Annotated in this window: 13 protein-coding genes and 1 pseudogene; 7 read left to right on the plus strand and 7 right to left on the minus strand. The window is 48.4% G+C overall.

What is annotated here, in order from left to right:
- Positions 1-65 precede the first annotated feature (65 nt).
- A complete protein-coding gene (locus AC2T6E_RS01130; RefSeq protein ID WP_429165746.1) occupies positions 66-230 on the minus strand; it encodes a YdaE family protein in 165 nt (54 codons plus the stop codon).
- Positions 223-345, minus strand: a pseudogene (locus AC2T6E_RS01135) (hypothetical protein); the annotation flags it as partial. The pseudogene AC2T6E_RS01135 and the gene AC2T6E_RS01130, both read right to left, overlap by 8 nt.
- 81 nt (positions 346-426) lie before the next feature.
- Here AC2T6E_RS01135 and AC2T6E_RS01140 point away from each other — a divergent pair.
- Positions 427-636, plus strand: coding sequence for a hypothetical protein (locus AC2T6E_RS01140; RefSeq protein ID WP_071605447.1), 210 nt, complete (start codon positions 427-429; stop codon positions 634-636).
- Here AC2T6E_RS01140 and AC2T6E_RS01145 read toward each other — a convergent pair.
- Together AC2T6E_RS01145 and AC2T6E_RS01150 are read right to left on the minus strand one after the other, a co-directional pair.
- Complete coding sequence (locus AC2T6E_RS01145; RefSeq protein WP_020882489.1) at positions 623-820, minus strand: hypothetical protein; 198 nt, start codon at positions 818-820, stop codon at positions 623-625. The two genes, AC2T6E_RS01140 and AC2T6E_RS01145, sit on opposite strands and share 14 nt — an antisense overlap.
- 405 nt (positions 821-1,225) lie before the next feature.
- Positions 1,226-1,618, minus strand: coding sequence for a helix-turn-helix domain-containing protein (locus AC2T6E_RS01150; protein ID WP_022651301.1), 393 nt, complete (start codon positions 1,616-1,618; stop codon positions 1,226-1,228).
- 99 nt (positions 1,619-1,717) lie between these two features.
- Between AC2T6E_RS01150 and AC2T6E_RS01155 the strand changes: the two genes are divergently transcribed.
- The 5 genes from AC2T6E_RS01155 to AC2T6E_RS01175 all read left to right on the plus strand — a co-directional run bounded on the left by AC2T6E_RS01155 (position 1,718) and on the right by AC2T6E_RS01175 (position 4,522).
- Positions 1,718-1,945, plus strand: a complete 228-nt coding sequence (locus AC2T6E_RS01155; protein WP_022651300.1) for a transcriptional regulator — start codon at positions 1,718-1,720, stop codon at positions 1,943-1,945.
- A gap of 2 nt (positions 1,946-1,947) precedes the next feature.
- Complete coding sequence (locus AC2T6E_RS01160) at positions 1,948-2,499, plus strand: toxin YdaT family protein (RefSeq protein ID WP_089600767.1); 552 nt, start codon at positions 1,948-1,950, stop codon at positions 2,497-2,499.
- 84 nt (positions 2,500-2,583) lie between these two features.
- Positions 2,584-3,501 carry a replication protein gene (locus tag AC2T6E_RS01165; RefSeq protein WP_316468147.1) on the plus strand — a complete coding sequence of 306 codons (918 nt, stop codon included), beginning with the start codon at positions 2,584-2,586 and terminating at the stop codon, positions 3,499-3,501.
- Complete coding sequence (locus tag AC2T6E_RS01170; RefSeq protein ID WP_089600764.1) at positions 3,498-4,184, plus strand: replication protein P; 687 nt, start codon at positions 3,498-3,500, stop codon at positions 4,182-4,184. The genes AC2T6E_RS01165 and AC2T6E_RS01170 overlap by 4 nt, the downstream gene beginning before the upstream one ends.
- Positions 4,185-4,303: 119 nt before the next feature.
- The gene (locus tag AC2T6E_RS01175) at positions 4,304-4,522 is read left to right on the plus strand and encodes a hypothetical protein (protein ID WP_047647982.1); all 219 of its coding nucleotides are present in this window, start codon (positions 4,304-4,306) and stop codon (positions 4,520-4,522) included.
- A 326-nt stretch (positions 4,523-4,848) separates the two neighbouring features.
- On the opposite strand, the gene lpxP is transcribed toward AC2T6E_RS01175, so the two are convergent.
- Complete coding sequence (gene lpxP, locus AC2T6E_RS01180; protein ID WP_486690259.1) at positions 4,849-5,757, minus strand: kdo(2)-lipid IV(A) palmitoleoyltransferase; 909 nt, start codon at positions 5,755-5,757, stop codon at positions 4,849-4,851.
- A gap of 540 nt (positions 5,758-6,297) precedes the next feature.
- Positions 6,298-6,474 (minus strand): YnfU family zinc-binding protein, encoded by a 177-nt coding sequence (locus tag AC2T6E_RS01185; protein WP_213730113.1) that lies wholly within the window; start codon positions 6,472-6,474, stop codon positions 6,298-6,300.
- Between the two features lie 152 nt (positions 6,475-6,626).
- On the opposite strand from AC2T6E_RS01185, the gene AC2T6E_RS01190 reads away from it, so the two are divergent.
- Positions 6,627-6,860: a hypothetical protein gene (locus tag AC2T6E_RS01190; RefSeq protein WP_048979563.1), complete on the plus strand. Its 234-nt coding sequence runs from the start codon at positions 6,627-6,629 to the stop codon at positions 6,858-6,860.
- A 17-nt stretch (positions 6,861-6,877) separates the two neighbouring features.
- On the opposite strand, the gene AC2T6E_RS01195 is transcribed toward AC2T6E_RS01190, so the two are convergent.
- Positions 6,878-15,460: a glycoside hydrolase family 94 protein gene (locus AC2T6E_RS01195; RefSeq protein WP_316468150.1), complete on the minus strand. Its 8,583-nt coding sequence runs from the start codon at positions 15,458-15,460 to the stop codon at positions 6,878-6,880.
- Between the last annotated feature and the right edge of the window lie 37 nt (positions 15,461-15,497).

The following is a 15,497-nucleotide window of genomic DNA, read 5'->3' on the forward strand; positions in this document are numbered from 1 at the left end:
TAGTTTTCCGGTGTAACTTTGGTCGGGAGCACCGGACGTACGGGCCGCCTTGCGCGGCTTTTACGTTATGACTCGTGGGCCATCTGGTCGTACGAAGCACAACGTTCAGAGCAGTATTCTTTTTCTTTGCGCGCCAGCCGTGAGCCGTTGCGATAGAGAAGGGTACTTTTGACTACTTCCCCCGGTTTAACCGGCTTGCCGCAGTACCCGCATTTCGTTGAGCTACACATCTGGATTCCCCTTTTGCGCCAGCAGGTAGCACAAGCGGCGAAGTATCACCTCGAAGAAGTTCAGCTTTACTGCCTGCTGCCGTCCTGGTTTGCGTGCGAAATCAATCATTCTCACCCCTCATTTACGCCTGTCTTTTCACCACTTCAGGCTCGGTGGTATGCTGGAAGTTCTCACACAGCCAGCAAAGGAAAAATCATGTCTTTCAACGTTTTTCAGGATAAAAGAGATCAAGAGTCTGTCGCTTACGATTTGGCTTTAGCACTTGCAGCAAAAGATCCTGCAATCACTTCACCTGAAGCTCTGATTAAACGTGTCTCAGAATTGCTTCCTGAATGCCGTAATGCAGCTGAAGAGCAATACAATTCTGAACGACCAGAACCTTTTGATATCCCTATAAAATGGTAATTGACGCAAGGGCGGCCTCTAGTGCTGCCTTTTTCATCTTTTCTGCAAGCCAGTAGTCTTTCTCAATAACGTCATCAAACGACTTGTTCAAAGCTGTAAGTGCAGCGTCTGCGGCTTGAATCACTTTGCTATTACTAGTTAGCAATGGCGCTTTAACATTTTGTACTTTCTTTTCATCAATCATTCTCACCCTCGTTTGCCTTATCGCCGGCCAGCGGAACGTTTACACCTGATGCGCGTTAATCTCTCCACCTCATCCGAATATTCGTATGCCATCGGCGGCTACTTCGTGGGCGTCCTGCCTTGGTGGTTCGTAGTGCGTCTTGGTGAGTTAGATTAAACACAAAGTTTAAGCTTGAGCCAACATAATGAGTAATTTTAAATAAACAAAATGTTTAAATGGCGCTTATGGAGAGTGAAATTTTGTTCTTTGGAGGCAAAAAAATTCGACGAAATGGTACGGGCTGGCAGTCCGGGAAATGGGAGCTTAGTACAAAAGATGTGCTAGTTATTCGAGGGGCATAAAAAAAGGCCACTTTAGGGCCATTTCTTATAGTAGGTCTTTACGAATCATTGCTGAAAGGAGTACTCAGTCATCCTGCGAACGAATCCGGCCTTTCATATATTTATCATATAGTTCGTCCAGCTCTTTCAGGCGAAGTGCAAAGATGCGAAGCATATTCTGTTGCTCTTCCTCGGGAAGCTGACGGTAAAGTTCCAACAGGCGTTGTTCGTCCGGCTTCAGTCCATCTTTTTCGCCAACATCTTGGCCAAGCAGCCACTCAAGGCTCACCCCAAGCGCATCCGCAAGCTTAATCGCTGAGCTTTTACCAATTGTCCCACGAACGAACCAGTTATTGACCGACTGAGCACTGACGCCACAAATACGGGCCATGTCTGATTTGGTCAACTTCTTGAGCTCAAGAACCTCGTTAAGCCGCTGAACTTGTGGGTGGTTAATCTGATGAGTTTTTTCTTTCATGGACGAATTCTAAACCAAATGTTTATTAGCTCAATATTCAAAATGTTGACATAAACATAAACAATATGTTTAATTGTGTTGTTGTTACAGGAGCTATTTATGAAAGCAATTGATAAAGCAATTACCAAAGCAGGAACTGCTACGCGCTTAGCCCAACTGCTAACCGTAAGCGCCATGACTGTTAGTCATTGGCGAAATCGATATCAGGGCGTCGTCCCGGCAGATCGAGTTTTGCAAATTTATGGGGTTACCGGCGTAACTCCGCACGAGCTGCGCCCAGATCTCTACCCAAACCCAACAGACGGTTTACCCAAACAGGAGCCTTAACCATGCAGACTGTTTCATTTCAACAGAGTAGCAGAGCTTCTTCTAACCCACTGATATTCACGTGTCATCAAAGCGAATCGACAGCCCAGGATATAGATCATCGTGATATCTGCTCAGCGGTCCGAGCCTGGGCAGCGGTAGAAGGGCGCGTAGCAGTTGCGCTTCAAATCCAGGAAGCGGCGGAAGAACTTCAACTTGATGGTGTGGATTTCTCAGGCCAGGCCGATGTCTGGAACGTGAAGCTGTTCCGCTGGCTTGACAACAAAGAAGACTCCGCATTGTACCGAAAGAACGTCGAACAATTGATGCCAGCGATCATGTCCGTATTACCGCTTCGATACCGCGACCGTGTCGTAAAGAACGACTCGTTTGCCTACCGGATGGCCAGGTTGGAAAAAGAGGTAAGTGAGGCGAAGCAAGCTCTGATGCTCGATGCACCGAAAAAGGAAAAACTGAAGGAGTTAGGCGAGGGGATTTTCGAAATGTTCAGAGTCGATCCTGACCTTACGGCACCTCTGCTGGCGATGGTCACAACCATGCTGGGGGCAATGTGAAGACTTCAGAAAAGGCGAAAGCCGCGGTGCTCGAACACCAACGGCTTTCAGGTGCAAAAACGGAGTGTAATTGCGGAGCTAAGTATGTCAAATACAGCTGAAATTATCAATTTCTCCCACAGAACCGAACAACCGGGAGGTCGTATGGCCGACCTGTCGAACGGGTATACCAAGGTCGCTAACGAGATCCAACAGCTTAAGCCTCGTCTGAGAATGTCAGGCCGGGAGTGGCAGTGTTTTGAAGCGGTGATCTGGCTTACCTACGGCTGGAACAAGAAACAGGACCGCGTTACGAACACGGTGATTGCCGAGCTTACAGGGTTGAGTGATTCGCATGTTTCGGATGCGCTCAAATCGCTCGCAGAACGCAAAATTATCTTCAGTCAGAAACAGGGCGTGATGAAAACGGTCGGTATAAATACTGACCTTTCCGCCTGGATTTTAGACAAACCGAAAACGGGAAAAGTCTTCCCGAAATCGGGAAAAGTGTTACCGAAAACGGGAAAAACCTTCCCGGAAACGGTAGACACCCAAGACTATAACAAGAACAATATTAAAATATCCTCGTCTCGGAATTCTGACGAATCCCGAAACCAGAAAACTCAAAAGTTTCTCTCACGCCATCCAGAAGCTGCCGACGGGATATACACCCCGGCAGGTAAATCATGGGGATCCGCTGACGACCTTAAGGCTGCGCGCTGGATTTACGACAGGCTTCTTACCGTCAACGCATCGCTATCTGAACCCAACTGGGCTGAATGGGCAAACACCATCAGGCTGATGCGTGTCCAGGACAATCGTACTCACTACGAAATCTGTGATTTGTTCCAGTGGGCTAACCGGGACGAGTTCTGGAAAGACAACATCCTGAGCCCCTCAAGTCTGCGAAAGCAGTGGGATCAGCTCACCACCAAACGGCTGCGCGCAACCGGAACGGCAAAATCTTCCCGGGGCGGCATCGACCTGCACAACACCGACTGGATTGAAGGGGTGCTGGAATGAAAAACCTAGCCGAGAGCATTCGCAATTTTGACCGGGAACAGGCTCGCCGCGTGGCACACAACATGCCTGAGCAGTACACCGAACGCGAACAAACGCAGCAGGTGGCGCAGATTATTAACGGGTTATTCGTACAGCTTGCGGCCGCGTTTCCGGCAAGCCTGGTTAATCGCAGCCAGGAAGACGTGAACGAGATCCGCCGGCAATGGGTGCTGGCCTTTAAAGAAAACGGGATTAATACCATTGAGCAAGTTGAAGCTGGTATGCGCATGGTACGCCGACAGGAGCGTCCATTTCTGCCTTCGCCAGGCCAGTTCATCAAGTGGTGCAGGGAAGGGCGCTGCGTACTGGGGATCACCACTGCTGACGTCATGGCTGAATACTGGAAGTGGAGGAAGCTGGTTTTCCGGTACCCGAGCAGCGAGCTATATCCGTGGCCAAAGCCGGTTTATTACCACATTTGCCTTGAACTGCGGCGCCGCGGAACCGATGGCCAGTTGAGCCACAAAGAACTAGAGCGCGAAGCCAGCGACATTCTGGATATGTGGGAAAAGCGGGTGCTGGCCGGGAAACCAATCCCGCCTGTTCGTCGTGCGTTGGCAGCACCAGTGGCTCCGAGGGGGCCAACGCCAGCTGAACTTCTGAAGGCTAAATACGCGCGCCTAAAAGATGAAGGGAGAGTTTAACTGTGCGAGCAAAGATTCTTCAGATTCGTACCATACAGCGAATGAGTAGAAGGCTTTGTTTCCACAACGTGTTATAAACAAGTTACAAGTCGCCTCCTCTGGCGACAAAGAGGCATGGCATGAAATTACGAATCACAAGAGCAATCGGCCTCAGCAAGTTCTCGCCACGTTGGGTTAAGGTAATCTGTTTACGGTTGACTAAAAACGATATTGAGCGCTCCCTCAACGCGCTTCTGGCCACAATTGATGAAACTGAACTCTCTTCGGAGCAAGTCAAAGCATTGAGGGAATGCGTTGACAGAATCAACCTGGCAAGGGGAAAGGGGATGCAAGCGTGAGCGCTACTGCTATTGAGCCGAAAGAGATTTTTTATACCACATGCTCATTGCTGAACACATAAAGCGTAGCTGAAGTGACTGATGCTGACTGAGTGATGCGCGGAGAAATAGTTGTCTAATAACTCAATCATATTAATCACTTTTCCCATGGTACCTTTTTTATCTTGAGGATTAGGCAGTACGAAATCCTAGCTTTGGCCGCTCTATTGGATCCTACACCTCTGAACTGCTAAGGACGGAATATGAACGGATGAAAGCTAGCATGAGGTGCGAGTGGTGTTGAGAAAGGTCCACTGGACAATCATTTGAATAATTCTGTGAAAAATTCATTTGTATAAAGAGTCTTCTCCTTCTGGGCGCGTTTTGAACCTTCGATGCATCCACAGGTATTGCTCAGGGGCGCGGAGGATTTCACGCTCGATGATTTTATTCATATAAGCAGCTGCAGCGATATTATCGTCCTCCGGATATCCTAACAATGGATTACTGATATACATATGATAACCTTTTTTATCGCTCCGTCGAATCATGCTAAGTGTGATCAAATTTGCTCCAGCGAGTTTTGAAAGTGCGTACGTTCCGTTCGTTGTGGCTGCTTTTTTTACCGAGAAAAAGGGTGCGAAAACGCTCCCCTTAGGCCCGTAATCCTGATCTGGTGCAAACCACACAGCTTCACCGGCCTTGAGTGCATGAACTAAGCGAGATAGATTACGTCGATCAATCATAGCTTTATTTGAACGCATACGTCCTTTTGTCTGAACCCATTCCATCAATGGATTGTTGTGCGGCCGATATGTTGCCATCATTGGATGGCATAACCCCATTACTCTTCCGCATAGTTCAAGCGACATGAAATGAATCCCGACAACCATTACCCCTCCGGTTGCGTTAACCAAGTTTTCAATCCCTTCTACGTCAAACCACTTTTTGACTCTCGCATCGCTCCAGAACCAGGCCATGCCAGTTTCCATCAGTCCCAGCCCGAGAGAAACAAAGTTATTATTTATCATCTGGCTTCGGGCAATCGGAGTCATATCGGGAAAACAGAGTTCAATATTCCTAACCGCTATACTTTCTCTACGTTTTAAAAAGGGCCTGGAGATTTTTCCAAGACCGGAACCAAGAGTATATAAAACCGGATAAGGAAGTTGGACTATAACCCACAGAAGTGCCAAGCCTGCCCAGGAAAACCAGTGGCGGGGATGAAGTAATTTGTATGTAAAGAGTTGTGACATAAATTTCCCTAAGCTAATGAAGGTTGTAATGCACATGGATAATTTGAAGAATTTGTTTTTCAGCGGAACGTTTCATTTAGATAATTGAGTTTTTTTCTGAATTCAGGGGGACAGATTGCGTGTGGGAGTGGATGCTCACTAAATGGTTTAGTGAGGCGAAAAAAATTCTTTTTCTATAAGACTCAATGGGTTATTAACGATATTCGAGGAATTGCCTTCTGGATTCATCCTCCCCAACATACTCAAAAGATAGAAGACGAATTGGGATTAAGTTATAAAACCAATAGCAATCATTTCGTTGAATAACTTCGCCTGGCTTGAAACATATCCCTGATGCTTCCCGAACAATTGCATATTTACCATTGCTAAATTTCACTCTGTGGATATAGAAATGTTGACCGATCTGTCCATGACAGCTGTTCGAAAGTATATCTCCTTCAATAAAAACAGATTTTTTATCTTTCATCATAATGCCCTCTACCACTATACTATAAAAGGAATGTTGGCATTTACAGATATCAGTTAAGTTGCAGGAACTGTTCAGCCGCCGATGCACCAGCATTCTGATGGCCTGAACAACAGTCCGCAGGCAGGACATTCCAGAACAGCATTTTTTCTTAGTTTACCTGCTTTCTGATTGGCTCTGTATGCGCATACCGGGCAAGCAACATGGACCGGTCTTTCTTTAAAATGTCTAAGTCCCTCTGTAAATGACATAAAATAACCTCTGAAAAATATAATATTTATTATACGCTTTAAAATATAAATTGTCGGGTTAAGTTATGAATATTTATTGCTGAATAAAATATGAGCTTTTAGAAAGCAACAGTTTGATTTATGTTACAATATCCTTCCATGAGAAATTTATGATGAAATCAGAAGACACTCTTGACTGGTACCCAGCGCAGTTGCCGCCAGTAAAAATTATTTTAGGTGAAGCAGTGCTTGCTGTGGGTAAACAGGGAAGGCCGATTAATACACGGACCTTGCTCGAGTATCTTCAAGTCATGCAAGGTAAGCAAAAAAGACGTGATGATCAAGTTGCTATGCAGACTGCGATTGAAGTGCTTAGAGACAATCAGCGCATTAACGGTAGGCGTTAATGCGCTCTTAAGATCCCTTAGTTCTGAGTGATCTCTACTATGTGTCTTTGACCATCCTGCTTTAAAGGTATTCGGTCATCAGACAGTTCGATACCATCTAGTATAACCTGATACTCCCCGTTGCCACGTGTAATGGTAATCTCGTAATAACTTTCGTCATGTTGATATGTCAGAGAAAAAGACTCCCACTCTGCTGGTAACAGGGCATGTATGGTCAAGACATCACCGGAACGTTTTATGCCCATCAATTCTTCTGTAAGAAGACGATAGGCCCAACCCGCTGATCCGGTGTACCAACTCCAACCTGCACGTCCAGTATGTGGCGCGATGCTGTAAACATCTGCACTCATTACGTATGGTTCTGCTCTGTAAATCGCAACTTCTTCGTCAGTAGACGCGTGGTTTATTGGATTGATCAGTGACCAGAGTTGCCACGCACGCTCTGCATTTCCCATTCGGGCAAATGCCATCACGGCCCAGATAGCACCATGAGTATATTGCCCGCCATTTTCACGCACACCAGGCACATAACCCTGAATGTAACCGGGATTTGGTCCGTGTCCATCGAATGGAGGCGAAAGTAGCTTTATCAACCTGGATTCGGAGTTTACCAAATGCTTGTCCAGAGCCTGCATTGATTTACCGGCACGTCCACAGTCTGTCGCACCGGATAAAACGGACCAACTTTGAGCTATTGCATCAATCCGGCAGTCTTGAGAACTTTTGGATCCTAAAGGCGTTCCATCGTCAAAATATCCACGCCGAAACCATTCCCCGTCCCAGGCTGTCGCATTCAGATTTTTTTGCAAGTGTTCCGCCTCCGTGCGACACAGCGATGCTACAAGCTTATCTTGCTGACGCTCAGCGTGCGTCGCGAAACGCTTTAAAATATCGAACAGGAAGAACCCGAGCCAAACGCTTTCACCTTTTCCTTCGATGCCGACCCGGTTCATCCCATCGTTCCAGTCGCCAGCACCCATTAGCGGCAGACCATGTTGTCCAAAACGAAGCCCATGCTTAATGGCTTTAACGCAGTGTTGCCATAGCGTCTCTTCGGTGTGGCTGATTAGTGGTGTATCGTAAACGGACTCTTCTCCAGGCTGGAGCTGACGCCCTTCCAGATAAGGAATCATCTGCTCTAGTATTCCGATATCCCCAGAAGTGTCGACGTAGTGACAGACGGCGAGCGGGAGCCAGAGAAAATCATCTGAACATCGCGTGCGTACGCCGCTACCGTGAGGTGGATGCCACCAGTGCTGCACATCGCCTTCAATAAACTGTCTTGACGCACATAGTACTATTTGGTCGCGCAGGCGTTCCGGTGCAGCGTGGGTCAGTGCTAATGTATCCTGGAGTTGATCGCGAAAACCAAATGCGCCACCCGATTGATAATAGCCACTGCGCGCCATGAGACGACAGGCCATTGTCTGATATAGAAGCCAACCGTTAACTAGCTTATCAACTGAATGGTCTGGTGTTTTGACCACTATCTTATCCAGCATGCGGTGCCAGTGACGATGGACATTGTCCAACTCCTGTCGAACGACATTTTCATCCAAATAATGATCGAGTATAGTCTGAGCCCGGGCGGAGTTTTCCTCGCTGCCGAGTACAAAAATGAAGGTTTTCTGATCACCGTCAATTAGGGTGGTAACAGACTGAACTGCACCGCATGGATCCAAACCAGCGCCCGTATTTCCCGATAAACTGCGAAGCTTCATTGCGGCCGGTTTTTGCAAAGAGCCATTGCGGCCAATAAACTCTCGGCGATCACCTGTCAACGAACAATTAGGATCGTTGACAGCGAAAAATGCAATGCGTCCTTCGCCGTTAGCTCCGTAAAAGTTATTTGCTGTAACTCCACTACCACCCGGCACGACCACCGTATGTGTAACGATATGGGGAGCAGAACGCGAGCGTGATTCCCCAAGCGTCCACTCTACGTACCCTGTGACCGATAATTTGCGCGTGCGGCCCGAATTGTTACTAAGCGTCAGAAGTGCCAACTTAACAGGATCGTGTTCGCCAACCAGTATTGTCAACTCGCTATCTATACCACTATCGCGGTGCGCGAATACGCTGTAGCCAAAACCATGACGGGTTAAATAATCCCCGCGGCCACGAACAGGTAACGTCGTGGGTGACCATACCGTTCCGCTCTCTTCATCACGAATATAAAAAGCCTCACCGCTACGGTCGCTTACTGGATCGTTTTCCCAGGGGGTTAAACGATATTCATGAGCGTTCTCATACCAACTGTAAGCCTGTCCGGCTTCTGAAATGACGCTACCAAAACAGGAGTTTGCCAGCACATTTGACCAAGGGGCCGGCGTTGGAACATTTTCCTTCAGGATAATCTGATACTCCCGTCCATCCTCTGAAAACCCTCCATGCCCATTGAAGTTGAACAGATGTTCTATATGCGGCGTCCAGTCTTCCTGTCGATTGCTTCCCTCAGTGACAAAAGATACAAATGGCCTTTGCGGTTTAATTGGCGAGTGGAGCCGCTGATTAAGTTGCTCGTTTAGCCCGCCGGCGCGATCGTCAAGATACATACATGCAACGCTCATCAGCAATTGCTTATCTTCAGAAGACAAATGCTCCCCGTTACGGACAAAAATGCCGCCCGGTTTATCCAGCAGGCTGGCTTCTGAACCGGCATAGATTAAATCCATAATCAGTGTTTGAAGGGCCTGCTGATAGCCACCTGCGCTGTTATTGAGGATAACAAGATCCACTTCAAGCCCTTTTAGTCGCCAGTAACGATGAGCCTGAATCAGTGTAGTGATAGAGGTCATACTCTCATCGCTGGTCACGCTATGCAGTACAATCGGTAAATCACCTGAAATACCCCAGCCCCACAGTCCGGACTGACCGCGGCGGTTACGGCTTATGACTTGATCGTCGGCGCGTAATTCGTGACAGGGATAGAGCACAGCACTAGCGAGTCGGTTAAACAGCGTTGCGTCATCTTCGCTGGCATTTATCTGCCTTAGCACTACCAGACTGTGCGACCAAGCAAGCTCAAAAACACGCTCAGCGATTGGGTAATCACGGTATTTTTCCAATAATGCCTTGCTTTGCTGACGGCTCTCACTGATGCCATAAACGATATCAATCGTTATCGGAATGCCTGGCATGAGTCTCACAACTTGTCGGATCGCTAGGACAGGATCCAGCACGGCACCGGAAGTATTGCTGAGCGGCCCGTTAGCATAGATAGCAGCGGCATCAGCCGGACTTCTGCCCCTTCCAATAAACTTAGCTCGGTCTGTTTCAAACGAGGCTTCATTATGATCATTGCTATGCACCACCATCATGTGAAACAGAAATGGGCTCGTTTCATCTGGAGAACGCGGTCGTCGATGGCAAAGAATAGCTTCCCGACTGTGATCAATCTCAGTTTCGATGAACAAATTACTGAATGCCGGATGCGCTAAATCACTGGTTTCTGGAGCAATCACCACTTCAGCATACGTTGTTAGCTCGAGCGTTCGCGGTAGACGGCCATGGTGTACCAGGGTGACACGCCGCAGCTCTATATCATCCTCCGGGGAAACCACAACCTGTGTCCTAACGCTAAGGGCTCCGAAGGTACGCCTGAATTCTGCGCCTGCGTCGGTGAAGATTATCTCATCGCTGCTATTCGCATTTCCGCCCATGGGCTGCCAAGTATTGCTCCATACCTCATTCGTATGCGGATCGCGGATATAACAGAACGATCCCCAGTTATCACGGGTTGTATCGCTGCGCCAGCGGGTAACTGAAATCGAATTCCAGCGGCTGTATCCTCCACCACCTGGCGTCAGCATCAAGTGGTAATGCCCATTTGAGAGCAGCTGTATTTCTGGAGTGGGGCTGTCTACATGACTGAAAACTCTCGGTTCATATCGCACCGGTTTAACCCTTCCTTCATGGGATTCAAAATGACGGCGAGGGCTGTAAAGATCGACTGCATCCGGGACGCGTTCCTGCAATAGAAGATTCGCCGACATAAAGGTGGGGCTTGCCATAAATCGCTCGATCATCGGGGCATCAAGCAGGATATGCGCTAGCGCCTGGAATCCCATCCCTTGGTGGTGTGCCATCCAGGACTGTACAACCGCGTACAGTTGCCCGGTAGCAAGCCGTGATGGCGTGTAGTCCAGCGCTTCATAAAACCCGTATTCGCCATGTGCACCGCTCTGCTCCAGTCTAAGTAAGTTTTCGCAGGCCTTCTGGGGGTAAACGAGCAGAGCCAGTAGTGTTGCATACGGCGCGACTACCATATCGTCCGCAAGTCCTCGGCGAAGACCGAGTCCAGGTACCCCAAATGCCTGATACTGATAATTACGCTGGACATCAAATGCATGATAGCCGGACTCAGAAACGCCCCATGGTACGCCACGTTCCTTGCCCCAGTTAATCTGACGTGTCACCGCGGATTTGCCCATTTCATCAAGCAAACTGCCGCGCCAGTTTGGCATCACAAGATTCGGCATCAGGTATTCAAACATCGAGCCGCTCCATGACATTAACGAGGTCTCATTGTCGATATTGGTGAACAACCTTCCCAACGCATACCAGCTTTTCATCGGAAGCTGATTTGTCGCGATAGCGAGATAACTTGTCAGCCTGATTTCAGAGGGCAGAAGGTCATAGTGGCTTTTATCGGCGGTATTTGTGTCGCAGTTATATCCGACACTGAGCAGGCTGGTAGCTTCGCTGTAGAGAAAGGCAAAATCCATTCGCGCATGGTCATTTAACCTCTTTTCAAGTTCGCTGATGATATCCAGCCGCAAACGGGCGTGAGTAATAACTGATGCAGGAGGCGTTCCTTCTCCGGTATCGGTACTCTGCGCCAACCAGCTTAGTGTTGGCAATGTCTCGCTTGGGTATGTAGGGGGTAACCACGCGAGCAGATGTGACCATTCGTGGCATAATTCAACCAACTGATGCTCCAGATGCTCGGCCCAGCGCACCACAAGATCACCTTCCTGCTGACTCGCAGCGGTAAGATATTTGCACTGAGTACGCATTTTTTTAAGTTCGCTATAAAGAGCTCCCGAAGGAAGTTCCACTGAGCTGAAACACTGCTTTTGAAGCTCTTTAAGTGTATCCGGTGCCCCCGGCCCCCAGTGTTTTTCAAGAAGTAATAATGTATCGTTTAACCCTGCAAGTATTCTTTCGCCATTCAAAATCGGCTGGTTTCGCATGGCTAATAACCCTTCACGCAGAGTCAATAGATGTCCAGCCATATTACCGCTATCCACGCTTGATACGTAACGCGGACTGAGCGGCGCAAGTGTTCGAGTGTCATACCAGTTATATAAATGACCACGAAAATGTTCCATATTATCAAGAGAGTCGAGCGTGAGCGTTATGCGTTGTAAGACGCTGCCGCCTGGCAAATAGCCAAAATCCCAGGCAGTAAGGTTAGCCAGTAGTGATAACCCAATGTTGGTAGGGGATGTACGGTGCGCGATCGTCGGCTGCGGTATTTCCTGATAATTATCGGGGGGGAGCCAATTTTCTTTCGCTGTGGCGAAGGTCTCAAAAAAAGACCATATTTCTCGGCTTGTCTGTCTCAGCAGAAGTTTCTGCTTATGATCTGGCAAAAAGGGCTTACGAGCGGGTTGGCGGCTCAGCCAAGCCATAATAATGGGAGCTATGCACCACCCGACGCTAATGGGCAATGCGATGAACAGCATCAGCGGATCAAACACCAATGCTAGTGATGTGAGACTCAGACCGCAGGCAACATTCAGCCACATTTCCCGATAAAAACCTAAAACAGAGACACTGGATTGGTAGTTATCTGGGTTATAGCTTACCCATTGGTTGAGGTTACGCTGGCTTACACCAAGTCGCCAAAGCGTAACTCCAATAGCGTATAATGAGTAACCGGCCTCGTGGGGTAGTATCATAATCGTGAGACCGATACGTGAAATGCGCTTCAAGGCTCCAGCTGAGACCAGTTGCAGATGTTGTTTAAGGGGACGGCGGTGCGGTTTATGAACGAGATCCCATGCTATGCTAAGCGCCGCAGGAAGAAACCATATTAGCGTAAGCACGCTAAACCAGTATAAAGGGTTGGGGAGCCAGAGCAGCGTGCTCAATACAAGCAGCATGATCGACGGCGCTACCAGGCTGCGTCGGAGATTATCCAATAATTTCCAACGAGAAAGAATGGACAATGGATTTTTTTCCCTGCTTCCGTCAGCTTTTCTGACCCGAACCCTTAACCAATTGAGCAGTTGCCAATCTCCGCGGATCCAGCGCGTACGACGTGCGACGTCTGAGATATAATTAGTTGGATATTGTTCGTAAAGTAAAACGTCGCTCAGCAGACCAGAGCGGGCGTAACATCCTTCGAGCAGGTCGTGACTGAGTACGAGATTTTCCGGACAGACGTTGGCAGTGGACTGGACAAAAATATCTACATCATAGATACCTTTGCCTACGAACGATCCCTCGCCAAAAAGATCCTGATATATATCTGAAGACATCATCGAATAGGGATTATTACCCGGGATGCTGCTGCGCATGGCGGCGTAGTGCCCCTGACCGTAAAGAGGCATTTCCTCTGCTAAGCCTGGCTGTAAAATTCCGTACCCTTTAACGACTCGTTGGAACGTTGGATCATATTCTGGTTTATTCAGCGGATGCGCCATTGTGGCCACCAGTTTATGGGCGGTATCGCGAGGAAGGAGCGTATCACTGTCAAGAGTGATGACGTATTTAATCCGTCCGGGCAAAGCCTGCGAGGGAAAGCCTGCAACGCTCGAAAACTGGGTTCCCGGTTGGCGTAACCAGCTGTTAAGAAGAGCTAGTTTGCCCCGCTTGCGTTCATATCCCATCCAGATTCTCTGCGAATCGTTCCACACCGGCTGGCGGTGCAGTAGATAAAATCGAGATCGGCCGCTAGGGTTGCGCCGATTAAGTCTCTGCGTCTCAGCAATCGCTTGCCTTAAAAGGACAGTGTTTTCCTCGGTATCCTCAGTTGATGAATCCGGAAAATCGGTAAGAAGTGCAAAGCAGAGATTTTCATCTTGATTGCCAAGGCTGCAGACTTCCAAACGAGAGAGAAGTTTGCTGAGGCTTTCATAGCTTGTCAGCATGCAAGGGATCGCAACCATTGTGGCATATTCAACTGGTATCCCACTTGAAAAGTCCATCCGCGGCAGAGGTCTGGGAATACGAAAGCGTGTCGTTGCTTCGCTAAGCATATCGCTGGCGAGTTGACTAATGGCAACAATAAGGGGGAGTGCTAGGGGGATGAGCAACCAGAATATACCCTGTAGTGCAGTTTCATACAATATGGTAGCCGTAGCGGCCGTGGTCAAGAGACTCAGGCTACCAAGCCATGACAGAAGGGGCGATTTATTCATACTCTGCCGCAGCCATTTCAATAGAGACCTTTCAACTGACAACAGTTGTTCGAGTTGTGGCCTTCCACCCCCAAGCAGAAAATAACCGATATGTCGGTGCTCAGGATCTAGACTCGGTTCGCAAGACATTGCCAACACGCGGTTTGCAACTTCCGGTTCACTCAAGCTCGCATCCCTGGCAAGCGTTTCAATCACATGGCGATAATGATCTCGGGTGTCGAAGTGCATGCGAGGATATATACCAGCTGGGTCAAGGCGTAAAGTTTGCTCGACTACGCTGATGGTCTCTGCAAAATCAGACCAGTTCGTTTCACTCAGCAGACGTAAACCCGAAATACTGTTACTGACGGAAAGCTGGCTGGCGGCAAGCTGCTGATTGAAGCGATGAATCAGGATCTCAGTTGTAACACCTTGCTCTGCAAGACGTTGTTCAATCCAATTCAGAGGGAGTGCAAGAGCATTGCCATGTCCCTGCAGACGACGAACCATTTCAGCGACAAAGGCACTGCTCAGTGGAGGATGATTACGCGCCATATCGGCAACAATCAAAATTAGGTCGGCGGGAGCATTCTCTGCACAATCAAAAATCCGCATTATCCACATATCTGCAAGATTTCGCTCCTGCTGGGCCTGGGTCACTTCGTTGCTCACACGACGCAGGTTTTCTATCAGCGCTAGACGCAGCATTCCTGGCAAAGCCCATATCTCCCCCAACGTCAGAGGTGTCACCTCTTGATAGGCGGAAATATAACTGGTAAGGCTGCTGCTGTCCCAGCGTCCGTCGCCATGCGCTATGGCCTCTGAGGCTAAGTCATAAATTCTGGGACATCTATGTGGATCGGCTAGTACCGGAAGACCCTTACCAAAGCTTTTCGGTAAGTGCTGGCGTACCATGCGAATCTGCTCTTCAATCAGGTAATAGTTGTCCAGCAGCCACTCACCTGCGGGCATGATACTCGTTTTTTTTCCTGCATTGAGTAGATAGCAACATCGCGTAATTATCGTTTCATTGTCAGTTAGTCGTTTAAGAAGGTAGTACGGGAGTATTTCCGGAGACAATTTGTGCGTACGAGCCAGTTTTCTTCCAAAGCGTTCCAACTGAGGGGTAGAAAACAGTTCCGAACGTAAATAGTTTTCTCCTCCCGAATCGTTGGCTGGGGCTGATATGTGTGCGCTGCCTTCGGGCAGAATACGAGAACGCTTAAACCACGCAATAGGTTTCATTTTCATTGGGTTGCTCTTTTGCTACGTTAATGCGCAGGAGCAG

The sequence above is a fragment of the Enterobacter sp. B79-1 genome, from assembly GCF_057444735.1.

What these genes read in the sequence shown, in the direction of transcription:
- AC2T6E_RS01190 (WP_048979563.1), top strand. Translation starts at nt 6,627, where the DNA reads ATGAAATCAGAAGACACTCTTGACTGGTACCCAGCGCAGTTGCCGCCA.
- AC2T6E_RS01155 (WP_022651300.1), top strand. Translation starts at nt 1,718, where the DNA reads ATGAAAGCAATTGATAAAGCAATTACCAAAGCAGGAACTGCTACGCGC.
- AC2T6E_RS01130 (WP_429165746.1), bottom strand. Translation starts at nt 230, where the DNA reads ATGTGTAGCTCAACGAAATGCGGGTACTGCGGCAAGCCGGTTAAACCG.
- AC2T6E_RS01170 (WP_089600764.1), top strand. Translation starts at nt 3,498, where the DNA reads ATGAAAAACCTAGCCGAGAGCATTCGCAATTTTGACCGGGAACAGGCT.
- AC2T6E_RS01165 (WP_316468147.1), top strand. Translation starts at nt 2,584, where the DNA reads ATGTCAAATACAGCTGAAATTATCAATTTCTCCCACAGAACCGAACAA.
- AC2T6E_RS01150 (WP_022651301.1), bottom strand. Translation starts at nt 1,618, where the DNA reads ATGAAAGAAAAAACTCATCAGATTAACCACCCACAAGTTCAGCGGCTT.
- AC2T6E_RS01175 (WP_047647982.1), top strand. Translation starts at nt 4,304, where the DNA reads ATGAAATTACGAATCACAAGAGCAATCGGCCTCAGCAAGTTCTCGCCA.
- AC2T6E_RS01195 (WP_316468150.1), bottom strand. Translation starts at nt 15,460, where the DNA reads ATGAAAATGAAACCTATTGCGTGGTTTAAGCGTTCTCGTATTCTGCCC.
- lpxP (WP_486690259.1), bottom strand. Translation starts at nt 5,757, where the DNA reads ATGTCACAACTCTTTACATACAAATTACTTCATCCCCGCCACTGGTTT.
- AC2T6E_RS01145 (WP_020882489.1), bottom strand. Translation starts at nt 820, where the DNA reads ATGATTGATGAAAAGAAAGTACAAAATGTTAAAGCGCCATTGCTAACT.
- AC2T6E_RS01140 (WP_071605447.1), top strand. Translation starts at nt 427, where the DNA reads ATGTCTTTCAACGTTTTTCAGGATAAAAGAGATCAAGAGTCTGTCGCT.
- AC2T6E_RS01160 (WP_089600767.1), top strand. Translation starts at nt 1,948, where the DNA reads ATGCAGACTGTTTCATTTCAACAGAGTAGCAGAGCTTCTTCTAACCCA.
- AC2T6E_RS01185 (WP_213730113.1), bottom strand. Translation starts at nt 6,474, where the DNA reads ATGTCATTTACAGAGGGACTTAGACATTTTAAAGAAAGACCGGTCCAT.